At 33.7% G+C, this 22,713-nt stretch carries 20 protein-coding genes and 2 pseudogenes; 17 read left to right on the top strand and 5 right to left on the bottom strand.

The features are described 5' to 3' along the window. Both A9G44_RS09870 and A9G44_RS09865 read right to left on the bottom strand, forming a co-directional pair. Positions 1-670 (bottom strand): hypothetical protein (locus tag A9G44_RS09870; protein ID WP_143426377.1); only part of this gene is annotated, 670 nt, incomplete at its 3' end. 15 nt (positions 671-685) lie between these two features. Then, positions 686-1,948: a hypothetical protein gene (locus tag A9G44_RS09865; RefSeq protein WP_143426376.1), complete on the bottom strand. Its 1,263-nt coding sequence runs from the start codon at positions 1,946-1,948 to the stop codon at positions 686-688. Between the two features lie 677 nt (positions 1,949-2,625). On the opposite strand from A9G44_RS09865, the gene A9G44_RS14115 reads away from it, so the two are divergent. The 6 genes and pseudogenes from A9G44_RS14115 to A9G44_RS09840 all read left to right on the top strand — a co-directional run bounded on the left by A9G44_RS14115 (position 2,626) and on the right by A9G44_RS09840 (position 6,111). Continuing rightward, positions 2,626-2,751: a hypothetical protein gene (locus A9G44_RS14115; protein WP_442902932.1), complete on the top strand. Its 126-nt coding sequence runs from the start codon at positions 2,626-2,628 to the stop codon at positions 2,749-2,751. Between the two features lie 201 nt (positions 2,752-2,952). After that, positions 2,953-3,189: a hypothetical protein gene (locus A9G44_RS14110; RefSeq protein WP_442902934.1), complete on the top strand. Its 237-nt coding sequence runs from the start codon at positions 2,953-2,955 to the stop codon at positions 3,187-3,189. 114 nt (positions 3,190-3,303) lie between these two features. Then, positions 3,304-3,429 (top strand): annotated as a pseudogene (locus A9G44_RS14105) (IS3 family transposase); the annotation flags it as partial. A gap of 78 nt (positions 3,430-3,507) precedes the next feature. Then, positions 3,508-4,218, top strand: coding sequence for a DUF3800 domain-containing protein (locus tag A9G44_RS09860; RefSeq protein WP_065610765.1), 711 nt, complete (start codon positions 3,508-3,510; stop codon positions 4,216-4,218). Then, positions 4,215-4,694, top strand: a complete 480-nt coding sequence (locus A9G44_RS09855; protein WP_065610762.1) for a hypothetical protein — start codon at positions 4,215-4,217, stop codon at positions 4,692-4,694. Before A9G44_RS09860 ends, A9G44_RS09855 begins: the two co-directional genes overlap by 4 nt. Positions 4,695-5,128: 434 nt before the next feature. Continuing rightward, positions 5,129-6,111: pseudogene (locus A9G44_RS09840) on the top strand (IS3 family transposase). 519 nt (positions 6,112-6,630) lie between these two features. Here A9G44_RS09840 and A9G44_RS09835 read toward each other — a convergent pair. Next, on the bottom strand, positions 6,631-7,125 hold the full coding sequence (locus A9G44_RS09835; protein ID WP_065610757.1) for a hypothetical protein: 495 nt from the start codon (positions 7,123-7,125) through the stop codon (positions 6,631-6,633). Between the two features lie 382 nt (positions 7,126-7,507). Here A9G44_RS09835 and A9G44_RS09830 point away from each other — a divergent pair, with 382 nt between their 5' ends. The 9 genes from A9G44_RS09830 to pdxY all read left to right on the top strand — a co-directional run bounded on the left by A9G44_RS09830 (position 7,508) and on the right by pdxY (position 16,996). After that, positions 7,508-7,783 (top strand): type II toxin-antitoxin system TacA family antitoxin, encoded by a 276-nt coding sequence (locus A9G44_RS09830; protein WP_065561594.1) that lies wholly within the window; start codon positions 7,508-7,510, stop codon positions 7,781-7,783. After that, a complete protein-coding gene (locus A9G44_RS09825; RefSeq protein ID WP_442902933.1) occupies positions 7,780-8,250 on the top strand; it encodes a GNAT family N-acetyltransferase in 471 nt (156 codons plus the stop codon). Before A9G44_RS09830 ends, A9G44_RS09825 begins: the two co-directional genes overlap by 4 nt. Before the next feature lie 753 nt (positions 8,251-9,003). Continuing rightward, positions 9,004-10,617 carry an ABC transporter substrate-binding protein gene (locus A9G44_RS09820; protein ID WP_065610753.1) on the top strand — a complete coding sequence of 538 codons (1,614 nt, stop codon included), beginning with the start codon at positions 9,004-9,006 and terminating at the stop codon, positions 10,615-10,617. Positions 10,618-10,764: 147 nt separating this feature from the next. Beyond that, positions 10,765-11,781, top strand: coding sequence for a dipeptide ABC transporter permease DppB (gene dppB, locus A9G44_RS09815; protein ID WP_034914661.1), 1,017 nt, complete (start codon positions 10,765-10,767; stop codon positions 11,779-11,781). Between the two features lie 14 nt (positions 11,782-11,795). Next, a complete protein-coding gene (dppC, locus tag A9G44_RS09810) occupies positions 11,796-12,719 on the top strand; it encodes a dipeptide ABC transporter permease DppC (RefSeq protein WP_065610751.1) in 924 nt (307 codons plus the stop codon). 13 nt (positions 12,720-12,732) lie between these two features. After that, positions 12,733-13,710: a dipeptide ABC transporter ATP-binding protein gene (dppD, locus tag A9G44_RS09805; protein ID WP_065610749.1), complete on the top strand. Its 978-nt coding sequence runs from the start codon at positions 12,733-12,735 to the stop codon at positions 13,708-13,710. Further along, a complete protein-coding gene (locus A9G44_RS09800; protein WP_065561599.1) occupies positions 13,700-14,701 on the top strand; it encodes a peptide ABC transporter ATP-binding protein in 1,002 nt (333 codons plus the stop codon). The genes dppD and A9G44_RS09800 overlap by 11 nt, the downstream gene beginning before the upstream one ends. Before the next feature lie 138 nt (positions 14,702-14,839). Further along, a complete protein-coding gene (locus A9G44_RS09795; RefSeq protein ID WP_065610747.1) occupies positions 14,840-16,117 on the top strand; it encodes an MFS transporter in 1,278 nt (425 codons plus the stop codon). 12 nt (positions 16,118-16,129) lie between these two features. Beyond that, positions 16,130-16,996, top strand: coding sequence for a pyridoxal kinase PdxY (gene pdxY, locus A9G44_RS09790; RefSeq protein WP_065610746.1), 867 nt, complete (start codon positions 16,130-16,132; stop codon positions 16,994-16,996). A gap of 108 nt (positions 16,997-17,104) precedes the next feature. Here the strand turns inward: pdxY and A9G44_RS09785 are convergent, their stop codons facing one another. Continuing rightward, a complete protein-coding gene (locus A9G44_RS09785; protein WP_065610744.1) occupies positions 17,105-18,502 on the bottom strand; it encodes an RtcB family protein in 1,398 nt (465 codons plus the stop codon). Between the two features lie 243 nt (positions 18,503-18,745). Between A9G44_RS09785 and A9G44_RS09780 the strand changes: the two genes are divergently transcribed. Then, positions 18,746-19,510 (top strand): DUF6882 domain-containing protein, encoded by a 765-nt coding sequence (locus A9G44_RS09780; protein ID WP_143426375.1) that lies wholly within the window; start codon positions 18,746-18,748, stop codon positions 19,508-19,510. Between the two features lie 57 nt (positions 19,511-19,567). Here A9G44_RS09780 and rtcR read toward each other — a convergent pair whose 3' ends face one another. Further along, on the bottom strand, positions 19,568-21,181 hold the full coding sequence (gene rtcR, locus A9G44_RS09775; protein ID WP_065610740.1) for an RNA repair transcriptional activator RtcR: 1,614 nt from the start codon (positions 21,179-21,181) through the stop codon (positions 19,568-19,570). 286 nt (positions 21,182-21,467) lie between these two features. Here rtcR and A9G44_RS09770 point away from each other — a divergent pair, with 286 nt between their 5' ends. Continuing rightward, positions 21,468-22,688, top strand: coding sequence for an RtcB family protein (locus A9G44_RS09770; RefSeq protein WP_176713217.1), 1,221 nt, complete (start codon positions 21,468-21,470; stop codon positions 22,686-22,688). The last annotated feature ends 25 nt before the right edge of the window (positions 22,689-22,713 follow it).

The following is a 22,713-nucleotide window of genomic DNA, read 5'->3' as shown; positions in this document are numbered from 1 at the left end:
TATGTTTGGAAAGTAATGCATAACACATTGATATTGCTATAACTTCGAAAGTACAAAACATTTTTATCTCGTATATACCATTATTATCTCTATTTTCTTTATCTGGATTTTGAGGGTTCATGGACTCAACACAACAATAAGGATAATTATCTCTAAATGAATATAGTATTTTATAATATTTAAATAAAATATTATTAAGTAAGCATGATTCTACCTTTAGATACAGATAAGGTCGACTTAAAAATTTATCGATTTTGATATCATAGTGTAGTTTGTATTTGGGTGTAACATTAATGAATTCTTGATTTAATAACATTCTTTCTAGATTTAATAATAGTTCGGCCTTTTGATATTTAATTTGTTTTTTTTCTGGAAAAAGATGATTAATTTCCGCAAAGAAATTATCTAGGATTTCTTTAGTGATTTTTTTCGTACACCAAAAACTTAGTTGCCAACAATTATAATTACAGAATGCGTTATTTCTTTTGTTTGCTATTGTTTTACCACAAAATTTACACTGGTTTCTAACAGAATTTTTGTGCTTTTGTATTTTGTTGACTTTTTCATTAAAATGCATTTTACATAGACGATATTGTCTTGCAAGTGGTGTTTTTGCAATGAGTTCATCACATTTTAGTCTTTTACATTTAGATTTTAGTGATTTGTTCATTATGATTTCCTGTTTCTATTCGCCTACTTGTTGAAAAAATCGATTATAAAATGTTATAAATTTCTCGTACCCCGCAATTTTTATTGAAAGAGATAACTCAAAATAATGATTAATATAGTCGACGATTTTTTGAAATAAATATTCTTTCTTTGAGCTTACATCATTTGGATTTTTTTCTATCATGCTTAGTACATCATACGTTATTTTAATGATATCTTTAGTAAATGATTGATCGCCATTGACTAAATTGTGGTAAATCGCTAAAGCCAGTAACTCAAAAAATTGAAAGGTTAGCTTTTCATCAGAAAAATTAATAAGTTTTAATGAATCTTTTAAAAACTTATCAAAGTTATTGTCTGTAGTTTTTGAATGAGAAATAAACCCATTAGATAATGATATGCGAGCAAATTGATTCATCAAATGAAAATAAATAACGCTTTTAATCTCTTTTCTCTGTGATAAAGAATTGAACACCACAAAATGGTTGGCATAGAGCACATCAGCTGGTAGGTAAGAAAGAGTATCGTCATTAATTTTTGTTATAGGCTGGATAATTTCTTGTTTTATTTTCAAACATAATTCAATTAAATCGTTTTTATTTTTTTGTTGGCATTTTTTTGGGGTTCCATCAGGAAAAATTAGACTATTATATAATGAAGTAGTGATCGGTAATGCTTTATCATGATATATTTGCTCACCATTATAGATTAACTCAGTGCGTTTTTTATTTATGCCTTTTTTATTATTGATTCTCATTTGGGGTATTACCAAAATATTTTGCATCGTATTTGTTCCATCATCATCAAGATGGTGCAGATGGACTAACTTTAATTTAAGCAAAGGGGTATCTTTTTTTAAAAGCACTTCATAATATTTTTTCATCGAAAGCAAGGCGTATAGGTGGTAAATGTCCTCCAAATTATTAACAGATGCCAACCCCCAAGGACTGCTTCGCAATAAGCGCTCTACACGTTGCCATATTGCTGTTTTGGTTACTTCACACACAATAGGATGTTCAACAAAACGCATTGCGATCCGACGACAGTTTGCACTGCAATATCGTTGATTTCTTCTTATTTTGATGATGTTTTTGCATACAGCGCATTTTTTAGGTATTACTCGTTTTTTCTGTTTTTTTATAGATAATTGATGTTCAAATTCAGCAAGATGTTCACTACATAACCCTTTTTTATATTTAACTCGCGCAGAATAACAGATGAGTTTTTGGCATTTTTTTCTAGTACATGTCGTTACCAAAGGTGAAAGTGATTTAGCCATGCAATATGATTAGGTTATTCAATTTGTATATTAATTTAAGTATTATTCCATTTTCTGTAAAGTATATTTTACGTGTAAAGATATAAAACAGCTTATAAATAGAAATACGACAAAGTTTATGTGAATAAACAATCTAGAATAAAGTGGAACTGATAGATAATAGTTAATACATTAAATATTATACGTTTTATTTTTATTACATATTCTAGTTTGGGGGGGGACTATCTATTGTTCTTATATTCATAGTAGAATACTATTTATATGGTTTAATAGTAGTTCATATAAATAAGTCATTTTTTTTTAAATAAGGTTTTCTATTAATATGAACAAATAATGAAACAACTAAGTATTATTTAAATTTTGGCAGTATCGCAAAAACTGTAGCTGAAATTATAAAGCAAGCGCAATCTCGCCTATTTTGATTGGTGTATCTGGGGATTGATGTGTTGGAAAATCGTCAATGATAAAACTAATTCGTCAAGAATTAGAAAATAAGCATATTAAGGCTGAAAAGAAGTAGATACAGCAGATAAATATATATTTATAGAGTTCAATGCTTGGCTCTATCAGGGCTACGATGATGCTAGTGCTGCTCTTTATTGATGTTTGATCCTCACCAAAAAACTGGACATAAGTCGCCTCTATGATATAAACAAAAATCATAGGAGACAAATATCATGGTCAAAAAATTTAGTATCGAATTCAAACAACAAGCTGTCGATTATGCGTTATCTCATACACACCTTTCTATAAGCGAACTTACCCAGAATAAAACTAGTCATCGAGAGTTAACGACTGAGTAACAACAAATTATGGTGCTAGTGGGTAAGATATCAAGTTTCAGAAAGGACAATTAGCCGTGTTTTGCAACAATGGGGATTAAGGAGTAAAGCAGCACGTAAATTCAAGTACAAAACAGACACGGCTCATCGCAATATTGTGCCCAACACGTTAGATAAGCAATTTAACCCTGATAAGCCGAATACGACACATAGGTAACCGATATTACATATATTAAAATGGGTGAAGGTTGGTTATATTTGTCGGTGATTATCGATTTATATGGACGAAAAATGATTGCTAGGCAAACCTGTCGCTACATAGACCATCATTTAGTGTGTAATACATTAAAGAAGCTTTGTTTCGTCATCACTTTTCTAAAAATGAACTCATTCACATTGACCAAGGAAACCAATATTGCAGTGCTGATTTCAAGCAGTTATTGTTACAATATGGACTAAGGCAAAGCATGAGTCGAAGAGGAACTGCTTTGATAATGCGGTTGTTGAGAGTTTTTTCCATACACTCAAAACACATATTATTCATGACTTTTACTACAAAACGAGGAAAATGCTAATAAAGCACTATTTGAATATATTGAAATCTATTATAATCGGATACGCCGTCATTCAGGTAATGCCTGGATATCACCTGAACAATATGAACAACACGATAAAATAATAGAGGCGGGCAATGTCTAATATTTGGATGAGGATCACATTTTGAACAAGCAACTGAATTGAATCCTTTAAATAAACACAACATTAGCAGGTGACGTAATGGATAAAACTTATAATATTTATTGTGATGAATCATGCCACTTAGAAAATGACAAACAAATAGCAATGGTATTAGGTTCGGTATGGTGTCCATTCTCAAAAAGAGAGGAAATCTCTAAAAGAATTAGAGAAATAAAACAAAAAAACAATATGTCTTCTAATTTTGAAATAAAATGGACAAAAGTTAGTGAAGGTAATTTGCGTTTGTATATGGATATTATTGACTATTTTTTTGATGATGATGATTTATGTTTTAGGGGACTAGTTATTCCAGATAAAAACATTTTAGATCACAAAAGATTTAATCAAACGCATGATGAATGGTATTACAAAATGTATTTTTTATTATTAAAAATGATATTTGAATCAAGTAATAAATATAATGTTTATATTGATATTAAGGACACTACCGGTAATGCAAAAGTAACCAAATTACATGAAATATTATGTAATAGTGCTTATGATTATTCACATAATATTATCCAAAAAATTCAAAGAATTCACTCTCATGAATCTGAACAGCTACAAATAGCCGATCTTATTATTGGTGCTCTATCATATTTATTCAGAGGCCTTAGAGCTAATCAGGCTAAATTAAAATTAATTGAACGTATAAAACAAAGAACACAATTAACATTAACAAAAAATACATTACCAAAAGAAAAGAAATTTAATCTTCTAATTTGGGATAAAAAAGAAGGATATGAATGATGCCAAAGTGGTTACCTGCGTTAATTATTAATAATGGCTATAAGGATTGGAATCAATATTTTGATGATGTATATCGAATATTTGAACGGGATTTTGTTCTTGATAAGCCTGTGTATAAAAATATTCGACTAGGATTAAAAAAACATCCTGAATATAATGGAAAATCCGCCACTTTTTGGCATCTTATATCTGAAGGAAAGATTGAAGAAGAACGATTACCTTGTACTTATAGATGTGAACGAATCACTTATCCTAAACCAATTATAGATAATAGTAACGATAAATGTTTAAAAATATGGATAGAATTACGAAAAGGTGAAAAGAGAATTCATATATGGTATGAGGATGAAAACTACCTTGTTGTGCTAGCACAAAGAGGCAATTACATATTGCCATGGACTGCTTTTTATATAAAAGAAGAGCATAGGAAGAAAAAATACAATAAAAGATGGAATCAATATAAAACCCCATCCTAAATTTTGTGTATTTATCCGTTAAAGATGATGGTTGGTTCTATCAACAAATTGCATAATAAATCGACTGATAGCACTTTTCTAGTGTTTGATTAGCATAGGCAATTTTTTGCAAGCTTGATTGCCAAATAGATACTGAGTTAGTCGGACGAACCTTACGTTTTTTAATAGCATGACGTATAACTCTGTTTTAAAGACTCTATTGCATTGATCGTATAAATCGCTTTCAAATCTTTTATTATCGCTGTGTCGTCTTTCCAAATCACGAATTTCAAATTCGTTGCGCACCATATAAATGATGCAAAATTAAATTTTAGTCTCTGGGTAAACAGCATTAATGGCATCGGGCCCCCTTTAAGCCATTGTAACTATCCCCTAAAATAGTACAGCAAAAAAGTAGAAAATTCTCTATGATAAAAGTAAAAGGGGATTTAATTATGAAAAAAATGACTGAACATCAGATTGTATCTATTTTAAAAGAAGCTGAAGCGGTATTCCTGTCAAGGAGCTCTGCCGTAAATATGGCATGGGTAATTCAACTTTCTATAAATGGCGAGATAAATACGGCGGCATGGAAACTTCGGATATCAAACGCTTAAAGGAGCTGGAGGCTGAAAACCGTAAGCTTAAACAGATGTTTGCCGAACTGAGCTTAAAATCCCAGCTTCAGGAAGAAATCATAAAAAAGCTTTAGTGCCCACAAAGGTACGTAAAACGTGGGCACAGCAACTACAACAAAATCATTCAGTGACTATTGCTATGAGTTGTGCCATTGTTGGCATAAGCCGTTGTGCTTACTATTATCAACCTAAGTTACAGGATGATTCGGTGATTGTTTCGGTGTTGAATGCTATCACAGACCGGCATTTACGCTGGGGCTTTTCTAAATGCTTTAATCGTATCAAAAAGCTCGGCTATAAATGGAATCATAAACGGGTGTATCGGGTGTATTGTGAATTAAAGCTTAATCTCAGGGTAAAGCATAAAAAACGTATTCTTCCACGATGCCCAGAAAGGTTATTAGTCCCCAATAAACAAGGTGAATGTTGGTCAATGGATTTTATGAGTGACAGTAGCCGTAATCAACGTCGCTTTAGGACATTCAATGTTATCGATGACTTTAATCGTGAGGCGTTAGGTATTGATATTGCAGTAAGCTTACCAGCAGGAAGGATTACCCGTTACTTAGATAAACTGGGCTAAACCACATGATATAACCATTGATTATATCCAGCTCGGTAGCCCTTATCAAAATGGCTATATTGAACGATTTAATCGTACCTATCGTACTGAAGTACTCGATTTATATCTTTTTAACAACTTAGCACAAGCAAGGAGAATAACCGAAGAATGGTTAACGATTTATAATACCGAAAGACCGCATGAGGCATTAAATAATATGACACCAATTGGAGTATAAAACACTAAAACAAGCAGCATGATTTTCTACGTGAGTTGTGTACTAAGTTTGGGGTATTTACACTTATCTTTTTAGTACTAAAAAGTGTGGAATATCATACAAAAAGAGAATTTGATATTAATTTTATCTTTAATGTTTTTAACCAGTTGGGGCTCAAAATAACTTTCTCTGTCTCGTAGAATGGTAAGATATAACTTACCATCATCACTTATAACTGTCTTTTTTATGTAACCGCTACATGTGTTATTTCCACGCTTTTATAGTGTTTTTCATGACCTAAATGCTTAGCCATTTCTTCATTTAATTCGGTTTCAATCACCATGTTACCGCCATTAAGGTAACATAATTTCAATATTTTTATATCGAAGGTAACACATTTGTTCGTAGTTATAGACATTACATAATTATTATTGTTATAATGTTTCCATCTCATCTACCATGTGTTGAAGGAGATACGGCTCCGTTCTAATATAAGGGCGAGGCCAGCCTACATTAGTTTTACTAATGTTGTATGATGCGTCACAGACTCTGTTTGTATAGATTAATATCATTAATAACCTTTTTTTGTATATCTTTATTCCAAGTTTTGAGTATTGCTATGATAGCCTTACTTTGTTCTATTTCTCCATCCTGATATTCACTTAACACATAGATTTTGGCTGTTTTCTTAATTCGTTTTCCATAACTATTTAAAAATAAACCTAACTTTTCTCTTAATTCTTTATCTTCTTCCTTTGAAGGTTTAATTTTCCACTGTTGTAATATTGCGTCTGTTTGCCTTCCATCTAACTTATTTTGACTTTTATTTTCATATTTTTCTAAAGATATTCCTTGATAACCTATAAACTTACTTGGTCCAAATATCCAATTTCCTAATTCATCCTTATGAGCAAACCAATTTGTAAATTGTCCTAAAGCATTAACTAGATCATTTTTTCTATTTTTTTTATTTAATTCAATTTGAAAATCTTCTATATTTTTAATGACGTGATTAATATTAGATACTAATAGCATATTAATGCCTCCTATTTACTTATTGAACAAAATCTTATTTAACGATCACTGAAATTAATTTCAATAATTTCATGAAGTGAATGAATTGTATTATTTGTTTGAATCAAAATCAAGACTTAAAAAATATTTATTACAATAATATCTCTAATAAATTTATAAAAAGACAAAACCAATACGGATATAAACTTGGATACATCCTGTAAATACCCCAAACTCAGTACACAACTAACGTAGAAGGTTACCCATCCTATTTTAATAATTTATATTCAATAACGTTTATGCTATTTATTTCTTTAATATTTAAACACCACTTTACCTGTATATCAGTTTGATATACAATCATACTGCAGCACTTTCACACAAATAAAAAACGGCAATTAAAATGAGAACTGAAACCAAAGAATCGCCTATTAATATTAGAGCTAAGGCATCCCAAAAAGAATTGATTGATATTGCGGCTCATTTACTATCTAAATCACGCACTGATTTTATTTTAGAAGCGGCCTGCTCAAAGGCTGAAGATGTTTTGCTTGATCAGCGTCTTTTTTTAATCGACGATGAACAGATAAATGCCTTCAATCATGCAATCGAAGCCTCTTTTGATAGTAATGAAAAAATTCAAGCTTTGTTGTCACGGAAGTCACCATGGGAAAAATAGAAGCGCCACATTTATTGAATGAACATCATGATTTTACGTCATTTGATTGTGAAGAGTTGTCTTTGAATGAATGGTTGAAGAAAAAATCCTTAAAAAATCAAAAAAGTGGTGCTTACCGTACATTTGTGATTTGTGACAATAACAAAGTAATCGGCTTTTATTGTTTATCAACTGGAAGTATCCAACATCGACAACTAACATTGAGTAGATTTAAGCGCAATATGCCCGATCCTATTCCGGTTATTATCTTAGGCCGTTTAGCTATTGATAAAAATTACAAAGCAAAAGGATTAGGTGCGGCATTATTAAAAGATGCTATATTACGCTCGAAAGAAGTCTCTAAACAAGTTGGTTCTAGAGCACTATTGGTACATAGCTTAACAGATGAAGCCAATGCGTTTTATATTAAATTTGGCTTTGTTGATTCAGGGATTCAGGAAAGAACAATGCTAATCTCTTTATGGTAATAAAATTGAGCTTAATTGTACATTTTTAAAGCAGCTAAATTTAGGGATACAAATACGGGTACATTTTTCATCTAAATTTTTCAAATCCAGTAACCACAAGAATTCAACCCACATCTTCGATTCCGCGTCCGGGCACCAATCACCAAATTCTAAGACCTGCTTCTAGCAGGTTTTTTTATGCCTAAAGCCTTTTCAAATAAGCCTTTCACCTTGTTTCACTACTCAACAGTGTTCAACTAAAATTAAGCTAAATCCAGTAATAAGTTAATTTTACATCATTAATTTAATGATTATTTTACTTACACTAACTATAATACATTCTATAAAAATCAATTAGTAAGTGATAAGTTATATAATAAATCTAGAACTAGATATAAATTAAGAACTACGAAAATAAAATATACCTGTTCTTTTTTAATATGAATTTGTAAATTAAAAATGGCACTATTTTTGCTTATTTTATCTGTTACATAGTACTTAACTGTCGTTATATTGTTGTTAAAAGTTATTTTTAATCTAAAATGGAATTTTATTGTAACTTTTATGCTATATCGCAATTTTAATTATAGTACGCTTTGCACTGTATATGTGCAAAAAATAAAAAATATGAATTTAAACCAAATAAAAGTTAATTAATATAAAAATTAGAACGTTTTACTAAATCTATATTTAAAAAATATTAAAAATACGACATTCTTACCTGTGTTTAAATGTTACAAAATCGGTTTACAGTTAAATAATTGGAGTGATTTTATGAGTAATCTAAGGAAATATAAACATAAATTCTTATTGAGTGCAGGACTAATAACAATGCTTGCGAGTGCACAACTTCATGCTGCTGAAACATTGGTTTATTGTTCAGAGGCTTCGCCTGAAACATTTAATCCACAATTAGCAACAAGTGGTGTATCAATGGATGCAAGTGCAGTTCCTGTTTATAATCGTTTGGTAGAATTTAAATTAGGTACTACCGAAATTGAACCCTCTTTAGCCAAATCTTGGGATATCAGCCAAGATGGTTTAACCTATACTTTTCATTTACGCGATGATGTTAAGTGGCATAGCAATAAAGAGTTCAAACCAACACGAAACCTAAATGCTGATGATGTTATTTTTACATTTATGCGACAAAAAGATAAAAATCATCCTTATAACAAAGTTTCTGGTGGACAATATGAATACTTTGAAAGTATGGGATTCCCAGATTTAATCAAAGAAATTAAAAAGATTGATGACCATACTGTTGTATTTGAATTAAACCATCCAGAAGCCCCTTTTTTAGCAGATTTAGCAATGTCATTTGCATCAATTTTATCAGCTGAATATGCTGATGCTATGCTTAAGAAAAACACACCAGAAAAATTAGACTTAGTTCCTGTTGGTACGGGCCCATTTACTTTTGTACAATACCAAAAAGACTCCAGAATTCTTTATAAAGCAAATCCCGATTATTTTGGTCCAAAAGCCAAACTTGATCGCTTAGTGTTTTCTATTACACCTGATGCCGCAATTCGTTATGCTAAGTTACAAAAAGGCGAGTGTCATGCTATGCCATACCCAAATGTAGCCGATGTTGAACGAATGAAATCAGACAAAAATATTGTTGTTAAAGAAATGGCTGGCGTTAACATTGGCTATTTAGCCTACAATATGGATAAGCCGCCACTTGATAAATTGCAAGTTCGTCAAGCATTAAATATGGCCGTGAACAAAGATGCGATTATAAAAGCTGTTTTTCAAGGTGCAGCTGAACCAGCTAAAAACTTTATTCCTCCATCAATGTGGAGTTATAACGATGAAGTGAAAGATTATCCTTATGATCCAGCGCAAGCAAAAGAGTTATTAAAATCAGCGGGATTAGAGAACGGGTTTACTATCAATTTATGGGCAATGCCAGTACAACGCCCATATAACCCAAATGCACGCCGTATGGCCGAAATGATTCAAGCGGATTGGGCTAAAATTGGCGTAACAGCTAAAATTGTGAGTTATGAATGGGGAGAATATCTATCTCGTATTCGTGATGGTGAACATGATGCTGTATTAATGGGCTGGACTGGAGATAATGGCGACCCTGATAACTTTTATTCTGTCTTGATGAGCTGTGATGCGGTTAAAGCAGGTTCAAACTATTCACGCTGGTGTTACAAACCATTTGATGATTTATTGCAACAAGCGCGTATTGAGTCAAATCACGAAAAAAGAGTTGAGCTATATAAACAAGCACAAGTTGAAATGCATAATCAAGCACCTGCATTGATGATTGCGCATTCAATGGTTTATATGCCATTACGCAAAGAAGTTAAAGGCTATATTATGGCGCCTCTGTCATTACATGACTTTAACCAAGTTACGCTTGAAAAATAGTATTCCTAACGATTAACCACCAATGTGTGGTTAATCACTACGTTGGGTTTTGCTAAATTTAGAGCTATAAATCTATTTTTTAATAATAATAAAAATTTTATCTATTTTATAAACGATAGTTTAAAAGCAATATTTAAGAGCTACTACATGTTTCAATTTATTCTAAAGCGGTTAGGTGTACTTATTCCAACGTTTATTTGCATCACACTACTTACTTTTATTTTTGTTCACCTTATTCCGGGTGACCCCATTATGGTGCTTGCAGGAGAGCGAGGTTTAACCCCTGAACGCCATGCTGAATTAATGACTCAACTGGGTTTAGATAAACCACTGTATCAACAATATTTTCAATATATTATAAACATGCTTCATGGCGATTTAGGAACCTCTTTTAAAAGCCAAATTCCAGTATGGGATGAATTTGTACCCCGATTTAAAGCAACGTTTGAACTTGGATTTTGCGCAATGTTGTTTGCAGTTAGTTTTGGGATCCCAATCGGTGTTCTTGCCGCAGTGAAACGTGGTTCAATATTTGATCACACAGCAATAGGGCTATCTTTAACAGGTTACTCCATGCCAATTTTTTGGTGGGGGATGATGCTGATAATGTTAGTCTCAGTACACTTAAATTTAACCCCAGTATCTGGTCGTGTTAGTGATATGCTTTTCTTAGATGAAAGTAATCCTTTAACCGGATTTATGTTAATAGATACTTTATTATGGGGTGAAACAGAAGATTTTATCGATGCAGTTACTCACTTAATTTTACCTGCAATTGTGTTAGGAACCATTCCATTAGCAGTAATTGTCCGCATGACTCGTTCTTCTATGTTAGAAGTATTGAGTGAAGATTATATTCGAACAGCACGAGCTAAAGGCGTTAGTAGAATGCGAATCGTCCTTGTTCATGCATTGCGTAATGCAATGATCCCTGTTGTAACCGTTATCGGCTTACAAGTTGGTACAATGCTTGCCGGCGCCATATTGACCGAAACTGTCTTTTCATGGCCAGGAATTGGTCGTTGGTTAATTGAAGCGCTACAGCGTCGAGATTACCCCGTTGTACAAAGTGGCGTTTTAATTGTTGCGGTCATAATTATTTTAGTGAATTTATTAGTTGATATGTTGTACGGGGTTATTAACCCACGTATTAGACATAAATAAGAGTGTTTTTACAGATGAATAAACAGGTTATTACTGAACCAACCAATACGCAAGACACCAGTTTAGCCGTACCTAAACCATTAACGCCTATGCGTGAGTTCTGGTTCTATTTTTCAAAAAATAAAGGTGCAGTCGTTGGACTAGTCTTTATTATTATTGTTGTATTACTAGCTATCTTTGCCAATTTTGTTGCACCACATTCCCCTTCTGAACAATTTAGAGATGCATTACTAACACCACCCGTTTGGATGAAAGATGGCAGTTGGCAATTTATTTTAGGAACTGATGATGTGGGACGAGATATCCTATCCAGACTCATTTATGGTGCCCGTTTATCCTTATTAGTCGGTTGCTTAGTAGTCATTATCTCATTGATTTTAGGGATTACATTAGGATTAATTGCTGGTTATGCAGGTGGTTTTTTAGACAATGTAATTATGCGTGCAGTGGATATCATGCTTGCATTACCGAGTTTACTACTTGCACTTGTATTAGTTGCAATATTTGGTCCATCAATTATTAACGCTTCAATAGCATTAGCTTTTGTTGCATTACCACATTATGTCCGCTTAACACGCGGAGCAACGATTGCTGAAATTAATAAAGATTATGTGATCGCCTCACGAGTTGCTGGAGCGGGAGCCTTACGGCAGATGTTTATAAATATTCTGCCAAACTGTTTAGCACCATTAATTGTTCAAGCTTCATTAGGATTTTCGAACGCAATTTTAGACATGGCTGCATTAGGTTTTTTAGGCATGGGCGCACAACCACCAACACCAGAATGGGGAACAATGCTTGCTGACGTATTGCAATTTGCACAATCTGCATGGTGGGTTGTTACCTTTCCTGGCTTAGTAATTTTAATGACAGTGTTAGCTTTCAACTTAATGGGAGACGGTTTGCGTGATGCACTTGATCCTAAATTGAAACAGTAATGGAGATACAGTCATGGCACTATTAGAAGTAAAAGAATTATCTGTTCAATTTGGTGGATTTAAAGCAGTAGATCACATTAGTTATGACGTTGAACAAGGGCAAGTTGTTGGTATTGTTGGTGAATCAGGTTCAGGAAAATCAGTGAGTTCACTCGCCATAATGGGATTAATTGATTTTCCCGGTAAGGTCAATGCAAATGCATTACACTTTGATGGCAAAGATCTTCAACAAATCTCAACTAAAATGCGCCGTAAAATTGTAGGTGCAGATGTGGCAATGATCTTTCAAGATCCGATGACTAGCTTAAACCCATGTTTTACCATAGGTTACCAAATCATTGAAACATTAAAAATCCACCAAGGTGGCAGTAAAAAAGCGCTCAAAGCAAGAGCGATTGAATTGCTTAAATTAGTCGGAATTCCTGATGCTGAAAATCGATTAAAGGTTTACCCGCACCAGTTATCTGGCGGAATGAGCCAACGAATAATGATTGCAATAGCCATTGCATGCAATCCAAAACTCTTAATTGCTGATGAACCAACAACAGCACTAGATGTCACAATTCAAGGGCAAATTATTGAGTTATTACTTGAGTTACAACGCAAAAATAATATGGCATTAATACTTATTACTCATGACTTAGCGTTAGTTTCTGAGGCTGCACAAAAAATTATTGTAATGTATGCTGGACAAGTGGTTGAAATAGGCGATGCTGAAATTATCTTTAAAAAACCATTACACCCTTACACACAGGCACTATTACGATCACTGCCTGAGTTCACTCAAGACAAAGAGCGATTAGCATCATTATCAGGCGTTGTACCAGGAAAATATGATCGACCAACAGGCTGTTTACTCAACCCTCGTTGTCCTTATGCTACTGAACATTGTTATACCCAAGAACCAGCACTAGTTAGCTATGGTGAAACTAGAAAAGTAAAATGTCATTATCCACTATCAAGCGAAGGGATACCACAATATGAACAATAACATGGAAAATAATGAATTACTGCTTGATGCCCGAAACTTGACAAAATATTATCATGTTAAAACGGGACTTTTTTCTGAAACCAAGCAAGTTAAAGCCGTTGACGGTGTATCTTTTACATTAGACAAAGCTAAAACACTTGCGGTTGTCGGTGAATCAGGTTGTGGTAAATCCTCATTAGCAAGATTACTAACAATGATTGAAAAACCCACATCTGGAGAAATTTATTTTAAAAATCAGAATTTGTTGGATAATGATCAACAAGCTCAAAAATTGCGTCGCCAAAAGATTCAAATCGTTTTCCAGAATCCATACTCATCATTGAACCCCCGCAAAAAAATCGGTTCCATATTAGAAGAGCCTCTAATTATTAATACTGATCTAACAGCAAATGATCGTAAAGCAAAAGTACTATCAATGATGCAAAAAGTTGGATTAAAAGAAGAGTTTTATAACCGTTATCCCCATATGTTTTCAGGAGGACAACGTCAACGCATTGCTATCGCAAGAGGTTTAATGCTTGATCCCGAAATAGTAGTTGCTGATGAACCTGTTTCAGCATTAGATGTTTCTGTACGAGCACAAGTGCTAAATTTGATGATGGATCTACAGCAAGACCTAGGTTTATCTTATATTTTTATTTCTCATGACCTTTCCGTCGTTGAACACATTGCTGATGACGTAATGGTAATGTATTTGGGTCGTTGCGTTGAACAAGGACGAAAAGATGAAATCTATCGTAACCCTAAACATCCATATACTCAGGCACTATTATCAGCAACCCCAAGATTAAATCCTGATCTTAGACGAGATAGAATTAAATTAGAAGGTGAATTACCAAGTCCGCTAAATCCACCTATGGGTTGTGCGTTTAATGCTCGATGCCGTTTAGCATTTTCACGTTGTACAACAGAACAACCACAGCTTATTAATTATAATGAACATAAAATTGCGTGTTTCTGTATAGAGGAAAATAATAAAGGTGACAGTTAATTCTGTCACTAAATTAGATACTAAATCTATCCATTGCATTTTTCTTTTCTTAGAAGATAACAAATTGTCATATTAATAGTTTTGTGCTAGTTTCGTACTCATTATTAACTTACAACCGCGATAGCCCTAAGATTACTTATGTCCAATTCATCAGCTAAAAAAGTCGCTTTTGCCGCCTTTATTGGTACGACCATTGAATGGTATGATTTTTATATCTATGCCTTGGCATCAGTATTAATATTTGGTCAGCTTTTTTTTCCTGATGATAATCAATTTGTGCAAATCTTAGGATCTTTTGCCACCTTTGCCGTGGGATTTTTATCACGTCCTTTAGGAGCGTTACTATTTGGTCATATTGGTGATCGTTTGGGGCGTAAAAAATCGTTAATTACTACGTTGGTTTTAATGGGGTGTGCCACCACCTGTGTTGGTTTATTACCCTCTTATCAACAAGCAGGCATTTTATCACCAATTTTATTATTTACATTACGCATATTACAAGGGATTGCGGTTGGTGGTGAATGGGGCGGTGCAGTGCTTATGACCAATGAACATGCCCCAAAAGGGTTGAAAAACTTCTTTTCCTCCTTTGCACAGTGGGGAAGCCCAGCAGGAAATATTTTAGCATTATTGGTCTTTTCTTATATTATCCGTTCACCTATAGCTGAGCTTATTAATAGTGGCTATTGGCGTATTCCATTTTTAGCCAGTTCTATTTTATTAATTATTGGCATTATTGCTAGAGTCACCTTAACTGAGTCACCTGTCTTTATCGAATCATGCAAAAAGCAAGCAAACTTAAAGCAAGAATCACCCCCGATTATTGAAGTTTTAAAAAAATCAACACCGCTATTAATTTTAAGCATTGGCGCTAATGTATTGTCATTTAGTGGAATATTTTCTAATACATTAATGATTGGCTATACCACTATTGCACTAGGTATTGAAGATAAGATAATTGTTGATGCTCTATTTTGGATTGCGATTGTGCATTTTGTTGTGCAACCTTTTATTGCCTATTTTTCAGAAAAATACTCGGCAACACGATTTTTAATTTGTTCGGCAATCTTAGCAATGGGATCGGTATTTTTATTATTCCCAATCATTCAGCTAGGCACAAAAAATAGCTTTATTATTGGTATTTCGCTCAACGTAATTTGCTACAGTGGCTTTTATGGCGTAATAGCGGGCTATTTAAGTCGAGTTTTTCCTACCAGAATACGTTACACAGGGTTATCTATCAGCTATCAAGGTTGCGCTGCCATTTTTGGTAGCCTAATTCCGATGATAGGGGCATATATTATTTATACTTACAAAGCTTTTTGGATACCATTAGCCTTGTTTTATTGTTGTTTAGCATTGATATCTATCATCTGTATCTATCTCCTAAACCGCTATCATTACTATGACGAATAATAAGGCAAACATATGAAAACAGTATTATCAATTCAATCAAATGTTGTTTATGGTTATGCCGGTAACAAGGTATCGACATTAGCCATGCAGCTACAAGGCGTTGAAGTTATGCCGATCCATACCGTGCAATTATCCAGTAATACAGTTTATCCTCATTATGATGGCATAGTGCTTGGTGCTAAACAAATCACACGAATAGTTAATAGTCTAGAAAAAATTGGGGTTTTAAAGTCTATTGACGCCATTATTTCGGGCTATATTGGTCTTGCTGAACAAGGCGAAGAAATCTTAGAAGCAGTCAACAAAATTAAATACTATAATCCTAATGCTATCTATGTTTGTGATCCTGTTATGGGGGGCGATATTAATAAAGGTAGTTCACTGCCACAAGGTATTATTGATTTCTTCACTAAGCAAGCGGTTAAACAAGCCGACTATATCACACCAAATTTATTAGAATTACAAATACTTTCTGATATCGAAATTAAAACATTTAACGATGTACTAAATGCAATAAAAACACTACAAAAACAGTCTATTAAAGCTATATTAGTAAAAAATTTGGTGCACGCTGGCAAAACAACCAACCTATTTGAAATGGTGTTAGCTACGCCAACCCAAAACTATCATCTTGCTCGCCCACTATATGACTTTCCACATCGTCCATTAGGTGTGGGTGATTTAATTTGTAGCTTGTTCACTGTGCATCTAATTAATGGACAATCCCAATTAATGGCATTTGAATTAGCCGCCAATGCCGCTAATCACGTGCTAGAGATCACCAAACAAAAAGAGGCTCGAGAATTGGCAATTATTGATGCTCAAGCGTGGATTAAAAAACCAGATTTACAGTATCGGGGGATGGAGTTGATGTTATAAAAGAATATCATTTCTATGTTATTCTTCTAAACAATAAGTATTTTGTGCTAAAATTTTATATTAATATTTTGATTAAATAATAAATTCTAGCACAAAATATTTTCCTAATTATACTTTAAACGTAATCCAAGGTTTAAGTTTAACTATGGTTTGAATCAAATCGGCTTTTTGTTGCGCTTCAATTACTGGTGTAATTGGTTTGTATGCTATAGGCGCTTCTTCGCGTAGCCGCTCTTCTTTGAGAGTAATGCATTGCCATGGTAAGGTAGTCTTTTCAAACTCTACCTTTTTATTACGCATGTTTTGCCTTCTTTCTGCTCTTCCTGCACCATGTGAACAAGACCATAACCACTCTTCATTACCTTTACCAACTGCTACATAAGAGTGATCACCCATCGACCCAGGAATTAATGTTATTTGACCTGTATATGCAGGCGTAGCACCTTTACGATGAATATTCATGCATTGCTCTGGTAAAATAATATTATGAGAAATATCAACCACTAATTGACTATCATCTTGATGAAAGATCGTTGATAACGATTTACGTATTAACTCGGTGATGACAATACGATTTATCCAAGCATATCGAGCAGCAACGCCCATTGCTTGTAAATAAGCTTTAGCGTCATTATCAGTCAAGCCAAACAATCCTGATTTAGGCTGTTTTTCATTAGCTGGCCATAGGGCTTTTGCTCTATCTTGCCAACGTTGACCAATATAAAATCCAACATCACGTGATCCAGTATGGATCATAACCACAATACTATTTTTTTGAAGACCTAATTGATAAGCTAAATGACGATCCATTATCTCATCAACAATTTGTAACTCAACAAAATGGTTACCAGAACCGACAGTACCTAAGCTAGCAGGACGGATAATATCTCGCTTTTCAAAAAAGGCTTCAGGCGCATATTTACTATCTGCCACAATTAAATGATTACCAGATATTTTATCAAGCTCTGCCCGTAACCGTTCATAATTAACCGAATTCCATAGCCCCTGCTGAGGTAATTCAGATAACCATGCCGAAATATCTTGATCAAATAATGCTTGAAAAGATCGCGGCGTAACAGGAACATCACGTTCATCTTGCAATAATACGCGTTTTAATTGCTCAATAATTGAAGACTTTTTTTTACACACTTGCTCATAACTTAAGCCCGTTGTAAAAAGCCGCATACCACAATTAATATCGGTGCCAATTGCAGCTGGAATAATAAAATTCTGCGTGGTAGCGACAATACTACCTACTGGTGCAATAGTACCCGGATGAAAATCGGGTGTTGCACGCGCAGTACAAACTTTACCTAAACTATTAGGTATTTTAACTGAAGCAAAATTTAATAGTTGTTCTACGGCTTTTTCCTCTAATGGTAAAGGATTAGGCAATAATACCTGAGCAGTAGTATTTTCTTTATTAAAAGTATAAATATCATTATTAAAATGACTTTCAATCCCAAGGCGGGACAAACGTTTTTGTAAACGGGTAAATGTAGACATAATAGCCACCTAGAAAACAATAAAATAGTGTCTCCTCATATTGAGAAGATAATTACTGTTTTCCTGCAGCAGCACTATTCAGGAAAGCGGGCACATTCTATACAAAAAATCTTTATCTGTAAAGATATTGAGATTTGATAAACCATATATTAATATTATGGATTACATATCAGTATTAAATCAAAACATAAAATTTAAAAGAGAAAATAAAGAATTATTATGGGTATGGGGATACAAAAAGTTATGCTAACACCATGCAAATCAGAAAAAGAATTGTTAGAGCACTTTGGTTGTTATGGATTTGAAAAACAGCTCAATTTTTATGAAATAATTGGCGATAGCAATTGGCAAATAGATATCAATCAAGGTGTTATCTATTTTGGTGATAATATAACCTTTTCTATTCAATTATTAGGTACTTTTTCTTTATCTTCTGAAACATGGCTTTGGTCTTGGAATAACGAAGCATCGCAGTTACCCACATCGGTTATTGAACAAGCGTTGAGTTTAAAAAGCTATGGTGAAGAAAATGATATTAATTTATTAACTTCTGCTCAATTTGACACTACACAAGAAGATTTATACAAAATAGGGGTAATTGCTACAGGAATGTTTAATACCGATGGATATTATCTGGCTGATTTTGGGCAAGGAATAGCATTGGTAACCATAAAAAAAGATCATATTAACTCAAAAAATAATAACCAGAATAAAATCTCTAAAATTTTTCCAAAATTTATAACAAATCTGTTTGGGAGTTCTTCATCTGAAAGTGATAACCATGAGCAGAAAAATAATCAAACCCAAATTTTTGAAATATTTTCTCAATTTATTTCAAACTTTGATGTGGATCATTACCAGGCACTTAAGTACTATCTAATTGCTAAAGATTATCAAGTCAAACAAAGCGATTTGACAGCCCAAACAGAGCTTGTTGCAATAAAAGGTGAGCAAAGAGTAGTTGCTAAATTTGATGAACAATCTCGTTTAATTAGTTTAAATGTATAAATACAGTTGTCAGTAAAAATCTTTTCATTTATGGAATAGATTTTACCAATACATTGATTAAGCTTTATTAACCATATCCCAACTTAAACCAAACTTTGCCAAATATTTTTTTAATCGATCAGCATCATTGCTACGTTGTTTTTTTATGCGAGACACAGCGAACAATTTTCTGCCAGCTTCAGATAAACAGCTACTTTTTTGGCAGATTTCAATCACCTTTTCCAATTGGAAGCGATCAAATTCATCTATTTCTAATGGAATTAAAGAGTCATCTGATTTGTGTTTTCCCCAGTTTTGTTTTAAGCGTAGAATCTCTTTTTCTACTTGTTCCAACGTAATATTAGCTTGTGGTGCTAACGTTGCCATTCGAATAATCGAGCTATTTAATTCACGAAAGTTACCCTGCCATAAGGCTTCCTGAGAGGTAGCAAAAGCTAAATAAGCACGTCTTGATTGTTGATTGAAACGTGGCATAATGCCGTATTCTTTAGCATAACGCGCCAATTCATAATCAATATTCGGTTCGATATCTTCTTTTCGTTCAGCTAAACTCGGCAGTTGATAACTCCACAAATTGATTCTGGCAAACAGATCTTCACGAAATTCACCATTCTCAATCGCCAATTTAAGATCTTTATTAGTCCCAGCAATTAATTGAAAATCACTCTGAATCGGTTTATCACTACCAAATGGATAAAATTGTTTCTCTTCGATCGCTTTTAATAACATTGCTTGTTCATCAAGCCCAAGTTCACCAATTTCATCTAAAAATAATAATCCCCCATCAGCATTTTTAAGTAAACCGGTACGAGCGAGATTTGCACCCGTAAATGCTCCTTTCACATGACCAAATAAGGTTGACATTGCACTATCACCTCGTAAGGTGGCGCAGTTAATTTCGACAAATTGACCGTTAATTTGATGATTAGTGTGTTTTAGCAAATAAATTTGTTTAGCTAAAAATGATTTACCTGCACCAGTTGGCCCACACAATAAAATAGGGGCATGCGATCGGCTAGCAACCTGTTCTATTTCAGCAATTAATTGATTAAATTGTTGGTTACGAGTAGCGATACCTGACTTTAACAGATCTGTTGCTTGAATGGCATATTGTTGAAAACGGGTTAAGATTTTATCATAACGATGCAAATTCAAATCGATGATATTCATATTACCGTAAGGTACTTGCGCAATAAGATCTGCTTCCTCTAAGTTATAATTTTTTTCTATTACCTCCTTTTTGGATGGTGGAGACATTTGTAATAATTTAGCTGGATAATAGCGCGATTCTGCTAGTAAAAACCAACAAATCTGTGCGACATGCGTACCTGTTGTGATATGCAAATAATACTCTTCTTGTTCTGAATTAAATGAGTAGTTTTTCGAAATATCAAAAAGGCAGGTATAAACTTGTTCAAAATCCCATGGATCATCTATATTTACTGCGATTGGCCTTACTTCGGTTTGTGGTGATAAAATTTTAATATCTTTAACAACTTCGCAAAGCAGATGATAATCGTTTTGATAATAGAGTAATTCAAATCGAGTTAATGGTAGATCAGATTGATGACATAAATCGATAGTCGGTCGCCATTGCAACCATCGTCGTTTACCTTTACCACGTTGATCCAATACATTTCCTAAAAAACCAAACACTACATTCTTTTTCATTCTTATAAAAATTTATAAATTAATAGATAAAATTATAAAAAACAAACTTATTTAAATCTATCTAATTTTTAGATTGATCTGTTTTAAATTTATTTTTTTGTTTTAAATCAAATTGATATTAATTGTTTTTATCTTTTTTTAATTTTTGGCACACTTTTAGCAAATTATAATAATGAATAAGAAAAAAGGTTTTATCGCCCAAGAGAAAAGGGATAACATCCCAAAATAAAACTGAACTTGTAAACTTAGTAACTTAACGTTACATAAAATTTAGATGGAATTAAAAATGAGTCAATATAACTTATTACAAACAGATAACGCAAAACCAATAAAAATGTGGACAAAAGGCGTGCCTGTTGAAGAAGAAGCCAAAACACAATTAACCAAAACGGCACAATTACCGTTTATTTTTAAACATATCGCCGTAATGCCTGATGTACACGTAGGTAAAGGATCGACTATCGGTAGTGTGATCCCAACCATAGGCGCAATTATACCTGCAACTGTAGGAGTGGATATTGGCTGTGGCATGATTGCTGTGCAAACGTCTTTAATAGCGAGTGATTTGCCCGATAATTTATTACCGTTACGGCATGAAATTGAAAAAGCGGTACCACATGGCATAACACCAAAACATAAAGGACGAGATAATGGTAGTTGGCAAAATCCACCATCACTAATCGATAGTTATTGGCAACAGCTATTACCCGGTTTTGAAAAATTAACTGAAAAATACCCACGTTTTTTAAATACTAATAACTACCGACATTTAGGAACACTCGGCACTGGCAACCATTTTATCGAAATTTGTTTGGACGAAGCCGATCGAGTTTGGATTATGTTGCATAGTGGATCACGTGGTGTAGGTAATGCTATTGGTAGCTTTTTTATAGAAATGGCTAAAAAAGATATGGAAGCCCATATCAAAAATCTACCTGATAAAGATTTAGCTTATTTACAAGAAGGCACTGAACACTTTCAAGATTATGTTGATGCTGTGCATTGGGCGCAAGAATTTGCAAGACTCAACCGTGAAGCAATGATGAATAATGTTATTTTAGCAATGCGTAAAGTCATTACTAAACCATTTACCACCCACATGTCGGCGGTAAATTGTCACCATAACTATGTACAAAAAGAGCAACATTTTGGTGAAGAAATTTTCATTACGCGTAAAGGTGCGGTGTCTGCTCGAAAAGGTGAGCTAGGGATTATTCCAGGCTCAATGGGTGCAAAAAGCTATATTGTGCGAGGACTTGGTAATGAAGAAAGTTTCTGTTCATGCTCACATGGTGCAGGGCGAGTTATGAGCCGAACAGAAGCCAAAAAGAAATTTACCATTGAAGACCAAATTAAAGCAACAGCACACGTTGAATGCCGAAAAGATGCCAACGTGATTGATGAAATCCCAATGGCATACAAAGATATTGATGCGGTAATGACAGCCCAAAATGAATTGGTCGAAATTGTCCATCAATTACGACAAGTTGTGTGTGTGAAAGGGTAAAAAATATTGAGGAGCAATCCTCAAT

This window comes from Gilliamella sp. Occ4-3 (genome assembly GCF_001690675.1).
GTDB lineage: Bacteria > Pseudomonadota > Gammaproteobacteria > Enterobacterales > Orbaceae > Gilliamella > Gilliamella bombi.
This window is presented reverse-complemented; position numbering and strand designations above follow the sequence as displayed.